The sequence below is a fragment of the Lysinibacillus canaveralius genome (assembly GCF_047301505.1).
GTDB lineage: Bacteria > Bacillota > Bacilli > Bacillales_A > Planococcaceae > Lysinibacillus_B.
Genome location: NZ_CP154840.1, coordinates 25061 through 43603, shown reverse-complemented (window position 1 = coordinate 43603; position 18543 = coordinate 25061). Strand labels below are relative to the sequence as shown.

Annotated in this window: 18 protein-coding genes; 7 read left to right on the top strand and 11 right to left on the bottom strand. The window is 42.2% G+C overall.

The window, feature by feature from the left end:
* Positions 1–56: 56 nt before the first annotated feature.
* The 7 genes from AA0Y26_RS00210 to AA0Y26_RS00180 form a co-directional block, all read right to left on the bottom strand.
* A complete protein-coding gene (locus AA0Y26_RS00210; protein ID WP_413364316.1) occupies positions 57–836 on the bottom strand; it encodes an ABC transporter permease in 780 nt (259 codons plus the stop codon).
* Entirely contained in the window at positions 833–1717 is an 885-nt protein-coding gene (locus tag AA0Y26_RS00205) for an ATP-binding cassette domain-containing protein (RefSeq protein WP_413364315.1), read from the bottom strand. The genes AA0Y26_RS00210 and AA0Y26_RS00205 overlap by 4 nt, the downstream gene beginning before the upstream one ends.
* Positions 1714–1914 carry a PLD nuclease N-terminal domain-containing protein gene (locus AA0Y26_RS00200; RefSeq protein WP_413364314.1) on the bottom strand — a complete coding sequence of 67 codons (201 nt, stop codon included), beginning with the start codon at positions 1912–1914 and terminating at the stop codon, positions 1714–1716. Before AA0Y26_RS00200 ends, AA0Y26_RS00205 begins: the two co-directional genes overlap by 4 nt.
* Positions 1915–3033 carry a helix-turn-helix domain-containing protein gene (locus tag AA0Y26_RS00195; protein WP_413364313.1) on the bottom strand — a complete coding sequence of 373 codons (1119 nt, stop codon included), beginning with the start codon at positions 3031–3033 and terminating at the stop codon, positions 1915–1917.
* A gap of 187 nt (positions 3034–3220) precedes the next feature.
* A complete protein-coding gene (locus AA0Y26_RS00190; RefSeq protein WP_413364312.1) occupies positions 3221–3985 on the bottom strand; it encodes a 3-hydroxybutyrate dehydrogenase in 765 nt (254 codons plus the stop codon).
* Entirely contained in the window at positions 3975–4928 is a 954-nt protein-coding gene (locus AA0Y26_RS00185; RefSeq protein WP_413364311.1) for a 3-hydroxyacyl-CoA dehydrogenase family protein, read from the bottom strand. Before AA0Y26_RS00185 ends, AA0Y26_RS00190 begins: the two co-directional genes overlap by 11 nt.
* Before the next feature lie 49 nt (positions 4929–4977).
* The gene (locus AA0Y26_RS00180) at positions 4978–6297 is read right to left on the bottom strand and encodes a GntP family permease (protein ID WP_413364310.1); all 1320 of its coding nucleotides are present in this window, start codon (positions 6295–6297) and stop codon (positions 4978–4980) included.
* 264 nt (positions 6298–6561) lie between these two features.
* Here AA0Y26_RS00180 and AA0Y26_RS00175 point away from each other — a divergent pair, with 264 nt between their 5' ends.
* Both AA0Y26_RS00175 and AA0Y26_RS00170 read left to right on the top strand, forming a co-directional pair.
* Positions 6562–8115, top strand: a complete 1554-nt coding sequence (locus tag AA0Y26_RS00175) for a class I adenylate-forming enzyme family protein (protein WP_413364309.1) — start codon at positions 6562–6564, stop codon at positions 8113–8115.
* 2 nt (positions 8116–8117) lie between these two features.
* Positions 8118–8900 carry an enoyl-CoA hydratase gene (locus AA0Y26_RS00170; RefSeq protein WP_413364308.1) on the top strand — a complete coding sequence of 261 codons (783 nt, stop codon included), beginning with the start codon at positions 8118–8120 and terminating at the stop codon, positions 8898–8900.
* 255 nt (positions 8901–9155) lie between these two features.
* Here the strand turns inward: AA0Y26_RS00170 and AA0Y26_RS00165 are convergent, their stop codons facing one another.
* The 3 genes from AA0Y26_RS00165 to AA0Y26_RS00155 form a co-directional block, all read right to left on the bottom strand.
* Positions 9156–9674 carry a hypothetical protein gene (locus AA0Y26_RS00165; RefSeq protein ID WP_413364307.1) on the bottom strand — a complete coding sequence of 173 codons (519 nt, stop codon included), beginning with the start codon at positions 9672–9674 and terminating at the stop codon, positions 9156–9158.
* A 336-nt stretch (positions 9675–10010) separates the two neighbouring features.
* Positions 10011–10421 carry a dual specificity protein phosphatase family protein gene (locus tag AA0Y26_RS00160; protein WP_413364306.1) on the bottom strand — a complete coding sequence of 137 codons (411 nt, stop codon included), beginning with the start codon at positions 10419–10421 and terminating at the stop codon, positions 10011–10013.
* Positions 10422–10432: 11 nt separating this feature from the next.
* A complete protein-coding gene (locus tag AA0Y26_RS00155; RefSeq protein WP_413364305.1) occupies positions 10433–11377 on the bottom strand; it encodes a carbohydrate kinase family protein in 945 nt (314 codons plus the stop codon).
* 144 nt (positions 11378–11521) lie between these two features.
* Here AA0Y26_RS00155 and AA0Y26_RS00150 point away from each other — a divergent pair, with 144 nt between their 5' ends.
* Together AA0Y26_RS00150 and AA0Y26_RS00145 are read left to right on the top strand one after the other, a co-directional pair.
* Positions 11522–12085: a GNAT family N-acetyltransferase gene (locus AA0Y26_RS00150; RefSeq protein WP_413364304.1), complete on the top strand. Its 564-nt coding sequence runs from the start codon at positions 11522–11524 to the stop codon at positions 12083–12085.
* 268 nt (positions 12086–12353) lie between these two features.
* Entirely contained in the window at positions 12354–12551 is a 198-nt protein-coding gene (locus AA0Y26_RS00145) for a phage holin family protein (RefSeq protein WP_413364303.1), read from the top strand.
* Positions 12552–12928: 377 nt separating this feature from the next.
* On the opposite strand, the gene AA0Y26_RS00140 is transcribed toward AA0Y26_RS00145, so the two are convergent.
* A complete protein-coding gene (locus AA0Y26_RS00140; RefSeq protein ID WP_413364302.1) occupies positions 12929–14389 on the bottom strand; it encodes an aldehyde dehydrogenase family protein in 1461 nt (486 codons plus the stop codon).
* Between the two features lie 234 nt (positions 14390–14623).
* On the opposite strand from AA0Y26_RS00140, the gene AA0Y26_RS00135 reads away from it, so the two are divergent.
* From AA0Y26_RS00135 to AA0Y26_RS00125, 3 genes are all read left to right on the top strand, one after another.
* A complete protein-coding gene (locus AA0Y26_RS00135; RefSeq protein ID WP_413364301.1) occupies positions 14624–15733 on the top strand; it encodes an NAD(P)-dependent alcohol dehydrogenase in 1110 nt (369 codons plus the stop codon).
* Between the two features lie 520 nt (positions 15734–16253).
* Entirely contained in the window at positions 16254–17333 is a 1080-nt protein-coding gene (locus tag AA0Y26_RS00130; protein ID WP_413364300.1) for an extracellular solute-binding protein, read from the top strand.
* A gap of 137 nt (positions 17334–17470) precedes the next feature.
* Positions 17471–18541: an ABC transporter ATP-binding protein gene (locus AA0Y26_RS00125; protein ID WP_413364299.1), complete on the top strand. Its 1071-nt coding sequence runs from the start codon at positions 17471–17473 to the stop codon at positions 18539–18541.
* Positions 18542–18543: the final 2 nt, after the last annotated feature.

Sequence of the window (18543 nt, the reverse complement as noted above, 5' to 3'; positions counted from 1 at the left end):
TTCAGTTTGATGGAAAAAACATAATAAAAACTACTTATTCTTTTTGTAATATTTTTCTATATTTTTGCTGTAGCCGCATTTCTTTTTGAGAACAAAATGCCGAGCAGCACAGCGCTAATCATAAGAGCTAATGTTAAAGCTACTGTCGCTGTATAGTACTCACTCGTTCCACCACTGATAAATTGTACTCCATAGGCAGAAAGCTTCCACGGACTCAAACTCCAGAAACTGCCGATTATTGAATCTATCATTAAACCAAATGGCAGGAGAAGGATGGCCAATGTCATAGAGATCGCCGTATTGAACATGGCACTGCAAGCAAGCGTCACAGCCGTTACAAAAAGAATCCAAATACAGTAAGTACCAAGCATTTTCATAAATGCTCCGTACTCTACCGACCCGTATAACAGCGTCGTATAATACAGGCTTCCTGCGTATCCTGCCACCCCACTGACAATCCCCAATAAACTTGCGACAGCCCATTTGCTCATAAACAAAGCGGTAAAAGAAATCGGGCGTACATACAGCAGCGTTGCCATTCCGTTTTGTCGCTCCCGGCTAATGGCACTAGCCATTGTCGCGACAAGGACTACTAAACCAATAGATTGGAACTGACTGGTAGAGGCAGAGAGAACATCAATCGGGTGCAGTTCAGGCATTGTCAGCATAAACCCTTCCGGCAAATTGCCGACAGCTCCTAAAATATCTTCCATAAAGTAATTGGTAAGAGGATCCATAATGCCAAGCACAATGAAAAGCAGCGGCATCCACACAAACTTCAGGCTGCGCCAAGCCTCTCGGAATTCCTTCGTAAACAACGTCAAAAAAGTATTCATTGTCCCGCCACCTTCATAAATATTTCCTCCAGGCTCGCTGTTACACGTTCCACTTTAGTAACGGCAAACTTTGAGGCGACAAGCCGCTCCAATAACTGCTGCATCGTCGGTCGTTCTTCTATGATTTCCACATACACCGATGAACCGGTTACAGTAGCGGAAAGCTGCGACTGCGAAGCAAATTGTAATGCGTCCTCTTGTGTCGCAAACTCTATCCGATAACGCGGGGACTCAAATTTGGTACATACTTCTGTAAGGGATCCCGACTCGACTAGCTCCCCTTTTCTTAAGAATAGCAGTTGGTCGGTCATCTCCTCTGCATCATTCAAAATATGTGTAGAATAGAGAATCGTCGTCTGCTGCTGCAGCTCCTTCAATAAATTCATAATTTCACGTCTGCCTACTGGATCCAATGCCGACACCGGTTCATCAAGCAGTAGAAGTTTCGGTTTATGGACAATAGCCTGGGCCATGCCGAGCCTCTGTTTCATACCACCTGAAAACGTAACGGTTTTTTTCTTCATTGCCTCCTCTAAACCAACAAAAGTAAGTACTCTTTCTGCTTCCTTTTTAGCTGCTGACGCGGGCACCCCGCTTAATTTGGCAGCCATTTCCGTGAACTCGAGCGCTGTCAGCCAAGGATAAAATTGAGGATATTGAGGAAGAAAGCCTATTTCCCTGCGGATATCCTTTACGCCGGCTATCTCAATTGAACCGCTTGTCGGTGCTAACAGCCCTGTCAGCATGGACAAGGTCGTCGTCTTTCCTGCTCCATTCGGTCCGATTAAGGCTGTCGCTGTATTTGGTTCAAGTGTAAAGGAGACATTCGATACCACCGTCTGCGCTCCGAATGTCTTTGTTAAATTACTCACTGTAATCATGATGATTTTCTCCCAACAATGAAATAGATGACCGGGCCGACTAGATTAGCGAATATAATGACTAAAGCCCATACCCATTTCGGCCCATTCGTTGCATGAATGCGAACTAGATCGGTTAAAGCCACTATCATCAAAATAGCCTGAACGACTATAAGCGGGGCAATTAACCCCCAATTGATATTTGCTAGTTCTTCCATTTAAAGTTCCTCCTCGATGTGCAGATGATGCTTTAAATTACTCATGAGCGATTTATAAGTAGGGTGCCCGTATAAGCTCTCGAATGCCGGGTTGTTTGCCATTGTTTTTACTAAATCCTTCTTAATGGACAGATCATCACGCGGCGCCTGCCCGCACGTTTGGATTTTATCTTCAATCCAGTCGGATAACAGATAGAAATAGTTATCCCCTTGCAACCTCAATGGAAACTCCAGACGGTAGCATATTTGACAATAGACTTCAATCATCTCCAGGGCCTTCTCTGTACGGTTTTGCATGGCATAACCCATCGCTGCCTTCAGATAAAAAACAAGTGCTGTATTCACATTTAATTGTTCGACTTGGAACAGCCTAATCATCTCTTGCATCCTGTGTACGATTTCGTCAAAATGCGATTCGTTCAAAACTTCCAAAGGCAGACTTTCCGCTGCATTGCCGATAGTGGCGATAACATGCTGGTAATGGCTTACCTGCAATATCTCTTTTGCCTTTTTCACATCACCCAGCATTTGATGGGCAGTAGCAATCAGCTGATCGGCCCCCAGCTCGATATATACATTCTCGCCTAGAATTTCCAAGACTTCTGCCGGTGCTCCCTGTACCAGCTTGACATACGCTTCAAACATGACCGCTTCATTAATTAAAAGATGGTCACCACTGTATTCCTTCACACGTTCAGAAAGTTCTAAAATCCTGTTTAGCACCTGCTGCTGATCTATTGCCTGTGGATGATAGTTCAAATACAGCTGGGCCATTTTCAATACAAACGGAAAGCAGGAATAATACTCTGCCAGCAGCTGCTCGATTTCCTTCTGGACCTCCTCAAATGGCTGCTCACTGAATCGCCTCGCTAAATCGGCATATGTCTTGCCAATCCGCTCCTTTGTCATTTGAGGCTCATACCCAAGCAATGCATCAATCGATATATTAAAGTAGGTCGCCAGCTTTGGCAGAAGTGTAATATCCGGATAGCTTAGGCCCTTTTCCCACTTTGATACTGCTGCTCTTGAGACACCAATATACTGGGCGACCTGCTCTTGCTTCAACCCCATCTCCTTCCGTCTGTTTGCGACTACTGCTGAAAACTGAAGGTTTTTCATTTCATCAACTCCCTACCGCTACTATATCCAAAATTTAGCGGTAAAAGTAGCGAACAATCGTTTACTTTACGATTGTTTGTCAACTATAGGTTGATTTTTGAAGAAAACACACCTCCACTCATCAAAAAACAGTCGAAGATACTTACACTTCGACTGTTTTTATTCATTTCATTCTTTTGAAACTTCCCTATTGTGTTGTATAGCCCCCGTCTAAAACGAGTGATTGCCCCGTCATCCCCCGTGATTCCTCACTTGCTAAATATTTTGCCAAGGAGGCAATCTCTGCTACCTCCAGCAGACGTTTTTGCGGAATTAATGGGAATAACACTTCATCAAGCACCTGCTCCGTCGATATGTTCCGTGTTCTGGCCAAATCCTCGAACTGCCCTCGCACAAGCGCAGTATCAACATATCCTGGGCAGATGGCGTTGGCTGTAATGTTATATTCAGCTGTCTCTAAGGCTGTTACCTTCGTAAGACCGATCACCCCATGCTTTGCTGAATTATAAGCAGATTTCCCGGCAAAGCCGATCAACCCATTAATGGAAGCAATATTCATGATTCGCCCGAAATTCTTCTCCTTCATATATGGGAGTGCATACTTTGTTGTGAGAAAAGGCCCGACGAGCATAATTTTCAGCATTTGCTCAAATTTTACAGCAGGGAAATCCTCAATTATTGCTACATGCTGCAAGCCTGCATTGTTAATCAGGATATCAATTGAGCCAAATCGCTCGACCGTAGCATCTATCGCTCTTTTTACATCCTCTTCTTTGGAGACATCACATACGATGCCTGATGCATTTTCAGAAAGACCTTCCAGTGCCTTTTCCAAGCTCTCTTCATTGATATCTGAAATCATCACCTTCGCACCTTCTTCTAGGAAGGACTGAGCGATTTCATAACCAATTCCTCTTGCAGCACCCGTAATGAATATTACTTTATCTTTCAAGCTTCCCACTCCCCTTTTGTGTATCTAACTTTAAAAATTCAATCAATAATTGCTCGCGTCTTTTACTGACTTTGTTTATTTCTTCTTCATCCCACTTATAAAAACCTTGCCCGCTTTTCACGCCTAATTGATTGCTCTCAATAAATTGTGTCATATGAGAGCTCGGCTTTCTATCGTTACATAGGTCTTCATACAAATACTCGCTGATCGCGACTGCGACATCCAATCCAGTGAAATCAGCAGACATCAGCGGACCGGTCATTGGCAGACGCCGACCGATGCTGTGCGTAACAGCCAAATCGATATCCTCCTTGCTGGCAACTCCTTCACTCAATAAGTACTGAGCCTCTCGAAACAAAGCAAACTGCAGCCGGTTGCCGATAAAGCCTGGGACTTCTTTCTTTACTAGAATCGGCTTTTTACCTAACAGCTCCAGCATTTCCAGCGTCTGTTTAACTGTACCCTCATTCGTCGCTGTCCCCGGGACGACCTCGACAAGTGGAATAAGGTGGGCTGGATTCCAAAAATGTGTGATGATGAAGCGTTCCGGGTAAAGCATTTCTGAAGATAGAGAACTGGTTGGTATGCCTGAAGTGTTGCTAGCAACCGGCACATCTTTTGGGATTACTGCTTCCAGCGACTGGTATAGCTCTTTCTTGATTTTAAGATTCTCTGGCACCGCCTCAATAATAAAATCGGTATTATTTATACAGTCCATCAATGATGTAGTGAACTGGAGATTACGTAAAAGCTGATTACCTTCCTCCTCTGTCAGCAGATCAGTCTGCACTAATGTATCTACCTTTTGCCGAATACTTTCGGTTGCTCTGTCTACTTCTGTTTCATCCATTGCATAGATTACAGCGGATAAATTTCGCCAAGCAACCGTTAGAGCGATCGAATGCCCCATCGTGCCGGCGCCAATTATGCTGATTTTGTTCATCGTATCATCTCTTTCTTCAACAGGTCTTCAACTTAGACCCTTTCTATCGTTATAGGCCGACCGAGAATAAGATCACAGCTAATATTGTTCCTAATATTGGAAGGATAACGGTCATTAATCCAAATGCAGGATATGCATCCTTATAAGATTCATTCGCAATGGAAGTAATGGTTGTGACTACGTAACCACTATGAGGAAGCGTATCTAATGAGCCTGAAGAAATGGCCACTACACGATGCAATGCTTCCGGGTCAACGCCCATATCCAAATAGTGTGGTGCAATTAAAGGCAATGCAATCGCCTGTCCGCCGGAAGATGACCCGGCTAAACCACAGATAATTGCTACTGCAAAAGCGCCGCCAATCAAAGGAGAGCCCGGCAGATCCGTTACCCAGCTAACAGCCGTCTGGAAGGATTCCGTTTCCTTTACTACACCGCCAAATCCAACTACAGCTGCCGTATTGGCAATCGCAATAACAGCTCCTAATGCGCCATCAGCCACTGCTTTTTCGCGATTTTTCATATAGTTAAAGCTTACAAGATATGTCGTCAAAATACCGCCAAGCAGCGCGATGATAAGCGCTGACGTACCAAGCGAGTCATGGAAGAAGTAAGAGATAAGAAGTACAACTAGAAGCGGCAGTACGCTTAAAACAGGATTCGGCAGCTTGGCACTTTCCGTCAAATTAAATTGATCCTGCTCCTGTGCGATAAAATATTCCCCTTTTGCCTTTGCCCGGCGAATGATCCAGCTTAGCATGAGATAACCGAAAACAATCATAAAAATAGCCACTATTATACTAACTTCTAACCCGGCATACGGCGTTGTTCCCAAATATTCAATCGGAATCCAATTCTGAATTTCCGGTGATCCGGCGGACGTCATTGTAAATGTTACAGAACCAAAGGCCATGGCTGCCGGTATGAATCGCCGCGGAATATCTGCTTGCTTAAATAAACTGAGTGCCATCGGAAAAACAGAAAAGGCTACGATAAATAAACTTACCCCGCCGTACGTCAAAACGGCACAGGCCGCCACAACGGCCACAAGCGCAAAACGGATTCCGATTTTCTCGACTATCCATTTAGATACACTGTCTGCTGCTCCACTGTCCTCCATGACCTTTCCAAAAATAGCACCCGCCAAAAACATAAGCCACCAGGAAGAAATGAAGTTTGTAAAAGCAGTCATATACCCTGTAATAAGGCTTGTCTCCCCCTCGGCAGCCATCTGCGGGAAAATTGTAAGACCGCTTAAAACCCCAGCGAACAGCGCTGCAAACGGGGCAGCAATCAGGATATTAAACCCTCTCACCGTCAAATAAATAAGTAACGCTAATCCCCCCAACAAACCAATGAACCCCAACATACACCATACCCCCTTAACATTTTTGATACATAAAAGAGAAAAAAATGTAATAAAACATTTTTTTCTATCTCATACCCTAATTTTATAAATATTCTATGTTTCACTGAAAAAAATTATATTTTGAAAAATAATTTAATGCTGAATCAAAAATTAAAAATGACATCGCATTATTCTTCAAAAGAAATAATAAAATATAAAATTTATGAATATTTGAAAATATATGATACATTAAGTAGAATTATAAAGCAAAAGAGGAGGGGTTCCATGAATATCGGATACTTTACTGAAAATAGGAAATCAGCTGAAAATCCAAACAAAATTGCTATTCAGTTTGAAGGCGGAGAAAAATGGTCCTATCGTGAATTACATCTTCGCTCCAACACGTATGCCCGTAAACTTCGGGAGCTTGGAGTCAAAAAAGGAGACAGTGTCGGCCTTTTGCTCTTCAACTGTTTAGAGTACTTCGCCTTGTATTTTGCCATTGGAAAAATAGGTGCTATTGCTGTCCGTATTAATTTCCGACTGACGCCAACGGAACTAGATTATATCCTAAAGGATTCTAAAACGAAGATATTATGCGCACACACAGAACTCCTTGAAAAAGTAGAGCCACTGAAGCCCCACCTGCAGATTAGACAGTACATCGCCTTTGGTGAAGAGAAATTCGACTGGACATTATCCAGTGATGAACTGGAAAAAGGCTCTGATGCTGACATCCTTGATATTGATATTTCCCTTCAGGATCCTGTCATGCTCATGTATACCTCAGGGACAACGGGTCATCCAAAGGGTGCGCTTTGGACACATAATACGACCTTCTGGTTCAGTACCATCCAGATCATGAAATGGGGATTTACAGGTGATGAAACTGCTATGACAACTGGTCCTCTCTACCATGTAGGTGCTATGGAAGATATTGCTCTGCCCGTCCTGCTAAGCGGAGGTACCGTCATTATCACAAAAAGTGGTGGATTTGCTATTAGCCGTGTACTGAACGTTGTGGAAAAAGAACAGGTGACGGATCTATTTCTTTTCCCATTCATGATTTACGAAATGCTGAACTTGCCGAATCTAGCAGATTACCATCTGCAGCACTTAAACACAATCTATACGGGTGGCGACCCGCTTATGCCATGGGCGATTGAACGAGCATATGAACTTTATCCTCACGTTGGTATTGTACAAGTGTATGGACTAACAGAAGGGCAGCCAATTGCTGCCTGTCTTGATGCAGCGAACGCTCTGCAAAAATCCGGTTCAGTAGGCAAACCCCTCCCGCTGACAGAAATTCGGTTAATGAATGATGATGAACAACCTATCCCTACAGGTGAGGTCGGGGAAGTATGGATCAAGAGCCCCGGCGTATCCGAAGGCTACTGGCAAAAACCAGAGGAAACTGCAAAATCCTTTTCTAACGGCTGGTGCAAAACAGGTGATCTTGGTATGTATGATAATGATGGATTCCTTTCGATTGTCGGCAGGAAGAAGGACATGATCCGAAGCGGCGGCGAAAATATTTATGCGGTTGAAATTGAGGATGTTCTTTATCGTCACGAATCCGTTCATACAGCGTCTGTTATTGCTATTCCTGACCCGAAATATTTGGAGGCAGTATGCGCCGTCATTGTCTTGAAGGAAGAAAAAAAAGCAACCGAAGAAGAGCTGATCACCTTCTGCCGGCGATATTTAGCGAAGTATAAAGTACCGAAGAAAGTGGTATTCATTGACGAAATTCCGAGAACTCCTTCCGGCAAGGTCAAAAAATTTGAGCTGCGTGAAATGTATAAAAATAGCAACCTGACGACAGAGGGGGTGTAAGGATGGAAAAAGTGCTGCTTCACATAGAAGAAGGGATTGCTACGATCACCATTAACAATCCGCCGATGAACATATTAGATGCAGATGTGGTTAACGGGCTGCTTCAAGTTACTTCCGAGCTTCGCAAGCATGGTGAAACTAAGATCGTCATTCTTACAGGTCAAGGAACGAGAGCTTTTATGGCAGGAGGCGATATCAAGTCGTTCCCGGACCTCATCGGAAACGGAGAAGAAGTTGCCTATCGCGGCTCAAAGTTCCTGCAAGAACCATTAGATGCCATCATGAACCTCCCCCATCCGACCATCTGTGTCCTAAATGGTTTAGCCCTCGGCGGCGGCTGCGAGCTCTCTTTAAGCTGTGATTTCAGAATTGCAGAGGAGCATGTAGAAATCGGCCTCCCAGAAGTAAAGCTCGGTCTATTCCCCGGCGCAGGAGGTACGCAGCGTCTTCCCCGTCTGATCGGCGTCTCCAAAGCAAAAGAATTAATTTTTACAGGCGACCCCGTCCCAGCTGATAAAGCACTGGAAATCGGCCTTGTAAATGAAGTTGTAAAAACAGGTGAAGGACTGCAGGCCGCCTATACACTCGCCCGTAAAATGAGCAGACACTCTGCCAAGGCGCTGCAATATGTTAAACTCGCCATCGACGAAGGGCTGAATGTCAGCCTGGAGGAAGGACTGGAGATCGAGGCCCGCTATTTCGGCAAAGTATTCCAGACAGAGGACGTGAAAGAAGGCGTTTCGGCTTTTATTGAAAAGCGGCAGGCAGTGTTCAGGGATAGATAGAAAGTAAAAGGAACCCTTGATGGATTTAAGTTTCCTTTTGGAAAAGATAACTTTAACTTATTTTTTTATAAAACTAGATTAGGTATTTACGCATTCAATCTGTATGGAGTGTATGTAGCAAGCAAAAAATGCTGACATGTTTCATTATAGAGGCTCGATTTCTATTTTTGAGAAGTCGAGCCTACCTTGTTTATTTATCTTACACCTCCATTATTTTAAGTGCACTTTTCCAAAACCTTAGTAGTCGTAATAATGCTAATCATATATCCCCCATTCGAACAAAAAATAATGGCTATCAGATTTTCCAAATATGCATTCATAGACATGCCCTTTTAGTATTTGTATTGTTTCCATATGATTTAATCTGCTTAAAAGTTCTTTAACCATCGCTTCAGGTGCATTCACGTGAGCTAAATCTCTTTTAAATTTACTTATAAAATCGCCTTTGATTAACTCTATACACATATATTTTCTTGGATAATATTCGTTAATCCAGAATTTTTTTAGTGCTGTTAGCCACCGTTCATCTGAAGAATCTGGTTCATCGCTGGTATCCCATTCTTCTCCATCAAACAATTGCTTTTTAAATATTGCAGAAAATGCCTCTTGAATATTATTAAACTGATCTTTTTTAATGAATAATAAGTCAACTTGCATTGCTGATTTATCTCTAAATTCATATACATCAAATGATAGATTGGATAATTGAACATCTGCAACTTTTCCAGCAAATGAATCGTAATCACTAAACAAATCTTGAATTTCAGTTCTCATTACAATCCCCCCTCTTTCTGAAGATTTCGTTCAACAAAATACCTTCGTTTCTTTTTAAAATACCAAGAAAAAAGAACGACTTCCATTATCGGGAATTTATTCTTTATTTATTAAACCAACTTCAACCAAGCAACATTTTCACAATACGCAAAGTACAAAAGGGATGCTGAATATTGGAAGTAAGGAGAATTTATTTCGACCCGATAATAGTAATCCAGTATTTTTCTTCAAGAATTTTATTACAAAATAACTCTTCTTAATTTCTATTAATAATTTTTCCAAAAATAAAAACCCTGGAAAAACAGCTCATTCACTGTCTCTCCAGGGTTTTCCCATTTATTTATACAAGTGTTCCAATGCTTCACGCATATTCGGACGAATATTTACAGAAGGGCGAGCTTCCTTGACCATGCCCTCCGCTTCTTCAAGCGATTCCGCCAATTTCAGTTCCATTAATGTCGCAACGGCCATCACACTGGCTCTTCCATTGCCGCTGCCGCAATGGAAATAAACGTTCTCACCGGCTTCATAGGCATTGATGACTTCCTTAACACCCGCTTGGATGGATTGGGGAATGTGGCTACTTTCATCTGCAATCGGCTTATGATGATAGGAATAGTCAACCTTGTCTTCCCGACCATTTACACGCAGATCAATCACTTTTTCGATTCCCTTTTCACATACTGCACTTTCTGCATCATCCGCGCCGCCAAAATAGACACGTCCTGCAATGAGTTCATCGTACATAAATAACCACCTTATACTAATGCTTTAATGTCTTCATAATGCGGTAAGGCTGTTAGCGCGCCTGGCTTTGTAGCCGCAATGGCACCAAGCTTATTGCCGAACGATACGCAATCGAAAAGTGATGTATTTGTCAGCGGCATTCCATTATAGTGCACATAGCGCAGAACGCCTGCCATAAAGGCGTCTCCCGCACCTGTTGTATCAACTGGAACGACCTTTTTTACCGGTACGTGCATGACATGACCATTCAATACGGCATATGCACCATCTGCCCCTACTGTTATTAAAATAACCGGAATGTTGAATGGCTTCAATATTTCCAATCCAGCTTCAATGGAATTCGTTTCTGTCAAGAATAGCAGCTCTTCATCTGTCAGCTTCAAAATATCAGCATCCTGGAAGAACGAAGCAATCGTCTCGCGGCAATACTGCTCACTGCTCCAGCGTAAAATGCGGATATTCGCATCAATCGCTACGAGAGCCCCGTGTTTTTTTGCCATCTCTACAGCTACACGTGTCGTTTCAAGAGCTGTTGGGTGGAACATTGTCCCTGAGCAGCAATTGAATACAGAAGCACGTTTGAATGCTTCTTTATTTAGCTGTTCCATCGTTACTTGCAGGTCCGGTGCTTCATCAATATAATCCTTAAAAATACGCTCGCCGTTATCCGTTAGATGTACATAGACACCGCTTACGCGTTTTTCTGGTACAAATACAGAGTAATCAAGATTAACGCCTTCTTTTTTAATTTCCTGACGTACAAATTCAGATGTATCATCTTCACCTGTAATGGTAATTAATGCTGAAGGGGCACCAATACGGCTAATTCCGGCTGCTACATTGATCGTAGCGCCGCCCAAAAACGTTGTGAATGATGTGTTTGTCGTATCATTCGCTATATAATCAACAAAAGCGTCTCCATAAACTAGTATGAATTCCTTATCTGATTGAGTCATCAGTTGTCTAACCTCCGAAGATGTTGTTCTGTCTAGAGTACCATAAAAACAGAGGACTATGAAAAATTTAAACTTTTCTAACAGTATGGATTAACGCTCTTTGTTCATAATTCTGTTACACTTTTGGAAAGGAGGAATTGGAATATGAATTTATTGGTAAGACAGGCTGCAGAACTTGATGCACAGCAAGTAGCCCCATTGATTTACGAAGCAATTGGAGACATTGCTGAGAGATTGACAGGAGCACATGAGCACAAGGATATCCTTTCCGGATTAGAAGAGCTGGTTCGAAGTGAAGATAACCGTCATTCGTATTTGAATACATATGCTGCATACGAGGAAGAAAAAATCCTTGGCATAATTGTTTTATATGATGGGAAAACGGGGAAAGATCTTGATGGGCAATTAATGAAGAAACTACAGGAAAAACATGGCTCTTCCTATCATATTGATGTAGAAGCACACAATGAGGAATATTATATCGATACAATCTGTGTAGCACCGGATGCCCGGGGCCGAGGAATTGGGACAATGCTTCTTCACTTTGCCGAACAGCAGGCAAAAAAGCTGGGATATACAAAGCTGTCGTTGAATGTGGAAACAGAAAAAACAAAAGCACGCCGCCTCTATGAACGGGAAGGCTTTGTCGTCACAGAACCTTGGGAGATCATCGGTGAACCTTTTTACCATATGGTGAAAGAATTATAGGCGATAGCCAACCATCTTTATCCGTATTTGCAGCCTCGAACCTTACCGGGGAGAAAAGAGCTTTACATCTTTTAAAACCATCACTTCATTGACTCCACCTGCTTTCTGCTCTTCCTTCTTTTCTGCTTTTCCTCAAAAAACGACTTCACGCCCAAGCAAGGAAGCAAGCGGTCCTATTATTTCTCCGAAAATATGACAAATATCTTGGAAGGAAAATGAACAACCTTTGTTTAATAGTAAGGAATAATGAACTTGAGGAGGCAAGGAAATGGAGAGAAATGCAAAGCTGTATATTTTGGCAGCATGTGCAGGAGCCATGATCGGCTTTATACAAGTATTACATTATTGGGAATCGGATGTTATCATGTCGGTGATTTATTTATTATTGGGTAGTGCCTGTGCTTTTATCGGGCTGGATAAACTAAAGGCTGCCAAAAGACAAAAAGAACAGCAAAAAATGGAGTAGACCTATTTTTACTCCTTTACCGCTATAGCGGTAAATTTACATATTTATTGAAAACTTTTAAAACCGCTTATAAGACAGCGGTTTTTTATTGTGCTAAATGAGCTATTAAGCACCAGTTAACAGCTATTAGTAATGAAGAAAAGGTTTACTATTTACAGTGAAATAAAAATAGAAGTATTTTGATGCAGCGCTACCATAACACTCTTTTCAATAACTGCTTACAAAGAGAAAGGATGCCCGGAAAGCTCCAACTTTCTGGACAGGTCCTTTCTTAAAAACTCATCGTTAAAATGAAAATTCACATATTTACAAGTAATATTCTGCTGCACTTGCTGGAATTATTACCTGCTTTCAGTTCTTATCATAGCCAGAGATTATCACTCAAATGGGAATTGTCTTGGTTTTTCTTGTACAGTTACCCACTGAACCGTTGTGAACTCATCGAATGCCCACTGGCCCCCAAATCGCCCTAGACCGGACCCCTTTTCCCCACCAAACGGCATACCCGACTCTACATTGACCGGCTGATCATTTACATGGGCCATTCCACTTTCAATTTGCTGAGCTACAGCAAGTCCTCTTTCTAAATCCTTCGTGAAAACCCCTGCACTTAAGCCATACTCTGTTTCATTTGCCAAATGAATACCCTCTTCTTCTGTTTCAAAGGGAATAATTGTAGCAATTGGTCCAAATATTTCTGTTTGTGCTATGCGACTATCATTGGATACTTCTGTGAATACAAATGGAGTGATGGCATTTCCAACTCTTTTTCCCCTTAAGGCTACTGTTGCCCCTTCTTTTTCAGCCATTTCCGTCATACTCATTACTTTTTCAATTTGTCTTTCATTAATGAGGGGCCCTAACAGAATATCAGGATCTTCCGGATTGCCTACCTTGATTTTAGAGGCACGGCTAACAAACTTTTCTACAAACTCATCATAGACTGCACGGTGAACCAAAATACGGTTTACAATCATACAAATCTGGCCGGAGTGCAGAAATTTCCCGAATAAGGCAGCATCAACGGCTTCATCAATATTGGCATCTTCCAGCACTAGGAATGGGCTGTTCCCACCTAGTTCCAATGCAACCCTTTTCAACGTTTCTCCTGCAATCTTTCCGATATGCTTCCCTACAGCTGTTGATCCAGTAAAAGAAATGAGCTTTGGAATAGGATGTTCAATAAAGTAATCGCCAAGTTCGGTAATATCCGTCACAATTAAGTTAAAGGCACCTGGCGGCAGCCCTGCTTCTTCAAACATTTTCGCAAAAACTACTCCGCCGGATATAGCTGTTTGCAAATCTGGTTTATGGACAACTGCATTTCCAGTCGCAATGGCAGGTGCAATCGTTCTGATAGATAAAAATAGCGGAAAGTTGAACGGGCTGATGGAGCTGACAACCCCTAGCGGCTTTCGAATAACATAGTTGACCTTATCGGGTATAGCAGAAGGAGTTGTGACTGTATTGGATTGGGCAGGATACTCTGCGGCTTCCTTTAGAGCCTCTATACTTGCGGATATTTCAAATTTTGATTTAAAGACAGAACTTCCCGATTCTTTCACAAGTACTTCTACAATCTCATCTTCATGATCTTGCATATACTGCGCTGCTTTAAGCAGAATCTTCTTTTTTTCTTCAGCCGGCACGTCCGCCCATACTTTTTGGGCTTTTTGCGCCGTCATGTACGCCTCATTGACATCTTCTTTGCTGGCAATGATTACTTCTTTAAGCACTTCATTATCATAGGGATTTTGTATTTTCATCGTCTTGTTTGCCGACCCTTTTTTCCATTCCCCATTAATGAACTGATTTGCTATGTCTATAAACTGATTCATGTAAAATGATCTCCCTTCTTCTTAATAGTCGAATATATGTTGTGCATCTATGCTGATAAGTAATCTAACTTTTTTATCTATGTACAATACCTTTCCCAGAACCGACATAAAGCAATGAAAAATTAGCCTCTCATGTTTACAGGTGTTTAATTGGATTGATATGTAATGTATATTTTGCCTAATATTACACATCCTTTTAATGAAAGAAAAAATAAACTATTGAGAGGTATTCATATGAAAATTCAGGCTATGATGACAACTCCAGAAAAGCATTTCCAAAAACAAAGCTTACACTTAGCTGAACCACAGGCAGGCGAAGTAATGGTTCGTCTTGTTGCTTCAGGTGTTTGTCATACGGATGCAACTGTTCTAGATCATACAATTCCAGTACCATATCCCGTAGTATTGGGACATGAAGGCTCAGGGATTGTAGAAAAAGTAGGGGCCAACGTATCTACCGTAAAGCCGGGCGATCATGTAGTTTTAGGTTTTTCTTATTGTGGTTCTTGTGACAACTGCTTAGAAGGTAACGCAGGCGGCTGTGAAAATATGATTCCACTTAACTTTGGCGGTAAAAACCAGCGGGGTGTGACGCCACTTTCAACAGAGGAAAACGCGGAAGTATCTCAATTCTTCGGTCAATCTTCCTTTGCGACATATACAACAGTAGATGAAAAAAATATTGTGAAAGTGGATAAAAGCGTAGATTTACGTTATTTAGGCCCATTTGGCTGCGGAATCATGACTGGCAGCGGAACAGTATTAAATTCTCTAGATCCCGAACCAGGTAACAGCTTTGTTGTATTTGGTACGGGTGCTGTAGGGTTAAGCGGATTATTGGCTGCAAAAATTGCTGGGTGTTACCCAATCATTGCGGTGGATATTCACGATAGTCGTCTAGAGCTGGCAAAAGAGCTGGGAGCCACACATACAATCAATTCTAAAAATGAAGATCCGGTTGAAAAGATTAAAGAAATTACCGAAAAAGGTGCACACTACTCCTTCGAAACGACGGGCGTCCCAGAAGTTACATTAGCCAGCCTGCGCTGCCTCCGTGTAAAAGGTACATGTGCAACAGTTGCTGTCGGTAAACGAGACCTGACGTTTAATGTATTTAATGATGTAGTAGCGAATGCATTAACCTTACGGGGCGTTATTGAGGGCGATGCGGTTCCACAATTACTTATTCCCAAACTTGTGACTTTCTATAAGAATGGTCAATTCCCAATTGAAAAAATGGTGAAATTTTATGATCTTGAAGATATAGACCAGGCCTTCGCAGACTCTGCAAACGGCTCCGTAATTAAACCTATCCTAATTATTGATAAGGAATATACAGCTTGATATGCAGATAAAGGGATTTGCGCAGCGCCATAATTAACGGGAAGCCCTTTTTGCTTATTACCAGATATTCACTTAATACTTTTTCAATAATGAGGCATCCCTGATAATTTTTCAGATGCCTCTTTTTCTTCTGTCTACAAAGAAAATCAGCTCGGGGCGTGCCATGTAAACTACATAAACGCTCAAAATGCGATAAGTATAACATTATAGCTGAAAGTCAGCAGCATGGAATCTTCAACATAAACATTCACAAGGAGATAACGCTGTACATTGGCTCTATCTCCACTTTAACTTTACTGTGCTCACGGTAAAGTTATTTTTATGCCCAGAAAGTCATAGACTGGAAAGAAAGTAATCGTCCTTTTTGCATAGCCCTTCCTTTCTCCGCTAACCTTTAGGGCTCATTGACTTTTTTTACTAAAAAGAAATAAGATTAAATTATATTTCAAATTTTCAAATAAATGCGAAAAATGCATTTATCCATATATGTCTAAATTAAAGAACAAGGAGGCTGTTACGTATGAAAAGATGGGGATTACTTTCTTTATTACTCGTATTGCTCGTCGTAATGTTAGCTGCTTGTAATGAGGAATCGGAAGATACGGGTAAGGAAAGCAGCGATGATAGTGCTGGTACGGAGGAAAATCCATCTGGCAATCTCGTAATTTACACGGGACGGGATGAGGGAATGGTGCAAGAAGTCATTGAAAAATTCAATGAGCGCTACCCAGATATCAAAGTAGAGTTTATAACGATGGGGGCCCAGCAAATTCTAGAACGTGCCCGTGGTGAAAAGGCCAATCCGCAGGGCGATTTCTGGTGGGGAGGCACACAGGCGGCGATGATGGTGGCAGCCGAGGAAGATTTGCTTGAATCATGGGAACCATCCTTTGCTTCGGCTATTGATGACCAGCACCGAGATAGCGAGAATCGGTGGATCGGTGAAATGCTCCTGCCGGAAGTCATTATGATTAACAGCGACGTGCTTTCACCGGAGGAAGGACCGCAAGATTGGGATGATTTACTCGATTCTAAATGGAAGGATGAAATATTAATCCGTGGTGTTCTGGCATCAGGTACAATGCGTACGATCTACTCCTCCATGATTTATCGTCAAGGGGCAGATACACCCGAAAAAGGCTATGAATGGCTAGAAAAGCTGGATGCCAATACAAAGGAATACACACAAGATCCGAACGCTCTTTATTTGAAGCTGACGCGGCAGGAAGGAACACTTTCTCTTTGGAACCTGCAGGATATTTTATTGAAAAAGTATACGACTGACTATCCATTTGATTATATCTATCCAAAGAGTGGGGCCCCGATTCTCGTAGATGGAGTCGGTATCATCAAAAATGCAAAAAATATGGAGAATGCAAAACTGTTTGTTGAGTTCCTATTTGACAAGGAAGTAATGACAGAGCTTGCCCATAATTACTACCAAATTCCGACCCGCACGGATATCGATCTGGCCGCAATGCCTGATTGGTACCAGGAGCTTGATTTGAAAACATTTGATATTGACTGGCAGGTAATGGCTGATAAAGAAGCAGAATGGATGGAATACTGGGATACAAATATAAAAGGAAAAGGTGAGTAGCTAAAAATTGCTTTCCCGGGAACTGGATATTCTCCCAATTGAAATCCTATAGTTTCTTATTCTCTCAAAAAAGGGTTGCTCCGTTATACGGTTCAGCCCTTTTCTCCTATCTATCCTTCAAAAGGTGGTGCATGATCATGAAAAGTGTTCGAATAGAAAATGTAACAAAGAAATTTGGAGACGTGCTAGGCGTTAGTGAACTGAATCTCGAAGTAAAGCCCGGAGAATTTTTTACATTTTTAGGCCCGAGCGGCTGTGGTAAAACGACAACGCTGCGCATGATTGCTGGATTCTATTACCCTACTACAGGAAAAGTCTATTTTGACGGGCAGGATGTCACGACATTACAGCCGAATAGACGTAATATCGGCATGGTATTTCAAAACTATGCGTTGTTTCCTCATATGACGGTCGATGAAAACATTGCCTTTGGACTACAAGTAAGAAAGCTGCCAAAGAGCGATATCCGTCAGAAGGTAGACCGCATTCGCGGACTTGTTCACCTTGCACAGTATGGCAGCAGAAAAATTAATGAGCTTTCCGGCGGGCAGCAGCAGCGCGTTGCCTTGGCACGTGCTCTCGTCATCGAACCCGATATCCTGTTATTGGACGAACCACTTTCTAATTTAGATGCCAAACTTCGTGAGGAAACACGGGTAGAAATTAAGCGCATCCAAACAGAACTCGGTGTCACGACTATTTATGTTACACACGACCAAACAGAGGCCATGTCCATGTCTGACCGAATTATGGTAATGGAGGCCGGGCTTGTTAAGCAAGTCGGCACTCCGCAGGAAATTTATCATAAGCCAAATAACCGTTTTGTGGCAACGTTTATTGGGGAGACCAATATGCTAGAGATGAAGGTATCTTCTATTGAGGGAGATGTAGTAACCGTCGAGAGTGAGAATGGACTCATCCTACGTGGACTTGTAAACGGTGCTGCTAAAGAAGTACAACTGACAGCAGGCAGTACCATCCATGTTTCTATCCGCCCTGAAGCATTTGAAGCAGGCCCTGGCGATAACACAGTAAAAGGTACGATTGAATTTGTAGAATTCACCGGCCTAAGTGTCAATTATATCGTTCATGTAAATGGTACTTCCTTAAAAGCAATGATCATTAATGGAGGCAGTGCCATCAAGGCAGTCGGAGACGAGATTGAACTACATATCCCACCAAGAAATCTTTATTTCCTGGCTGAATAGGA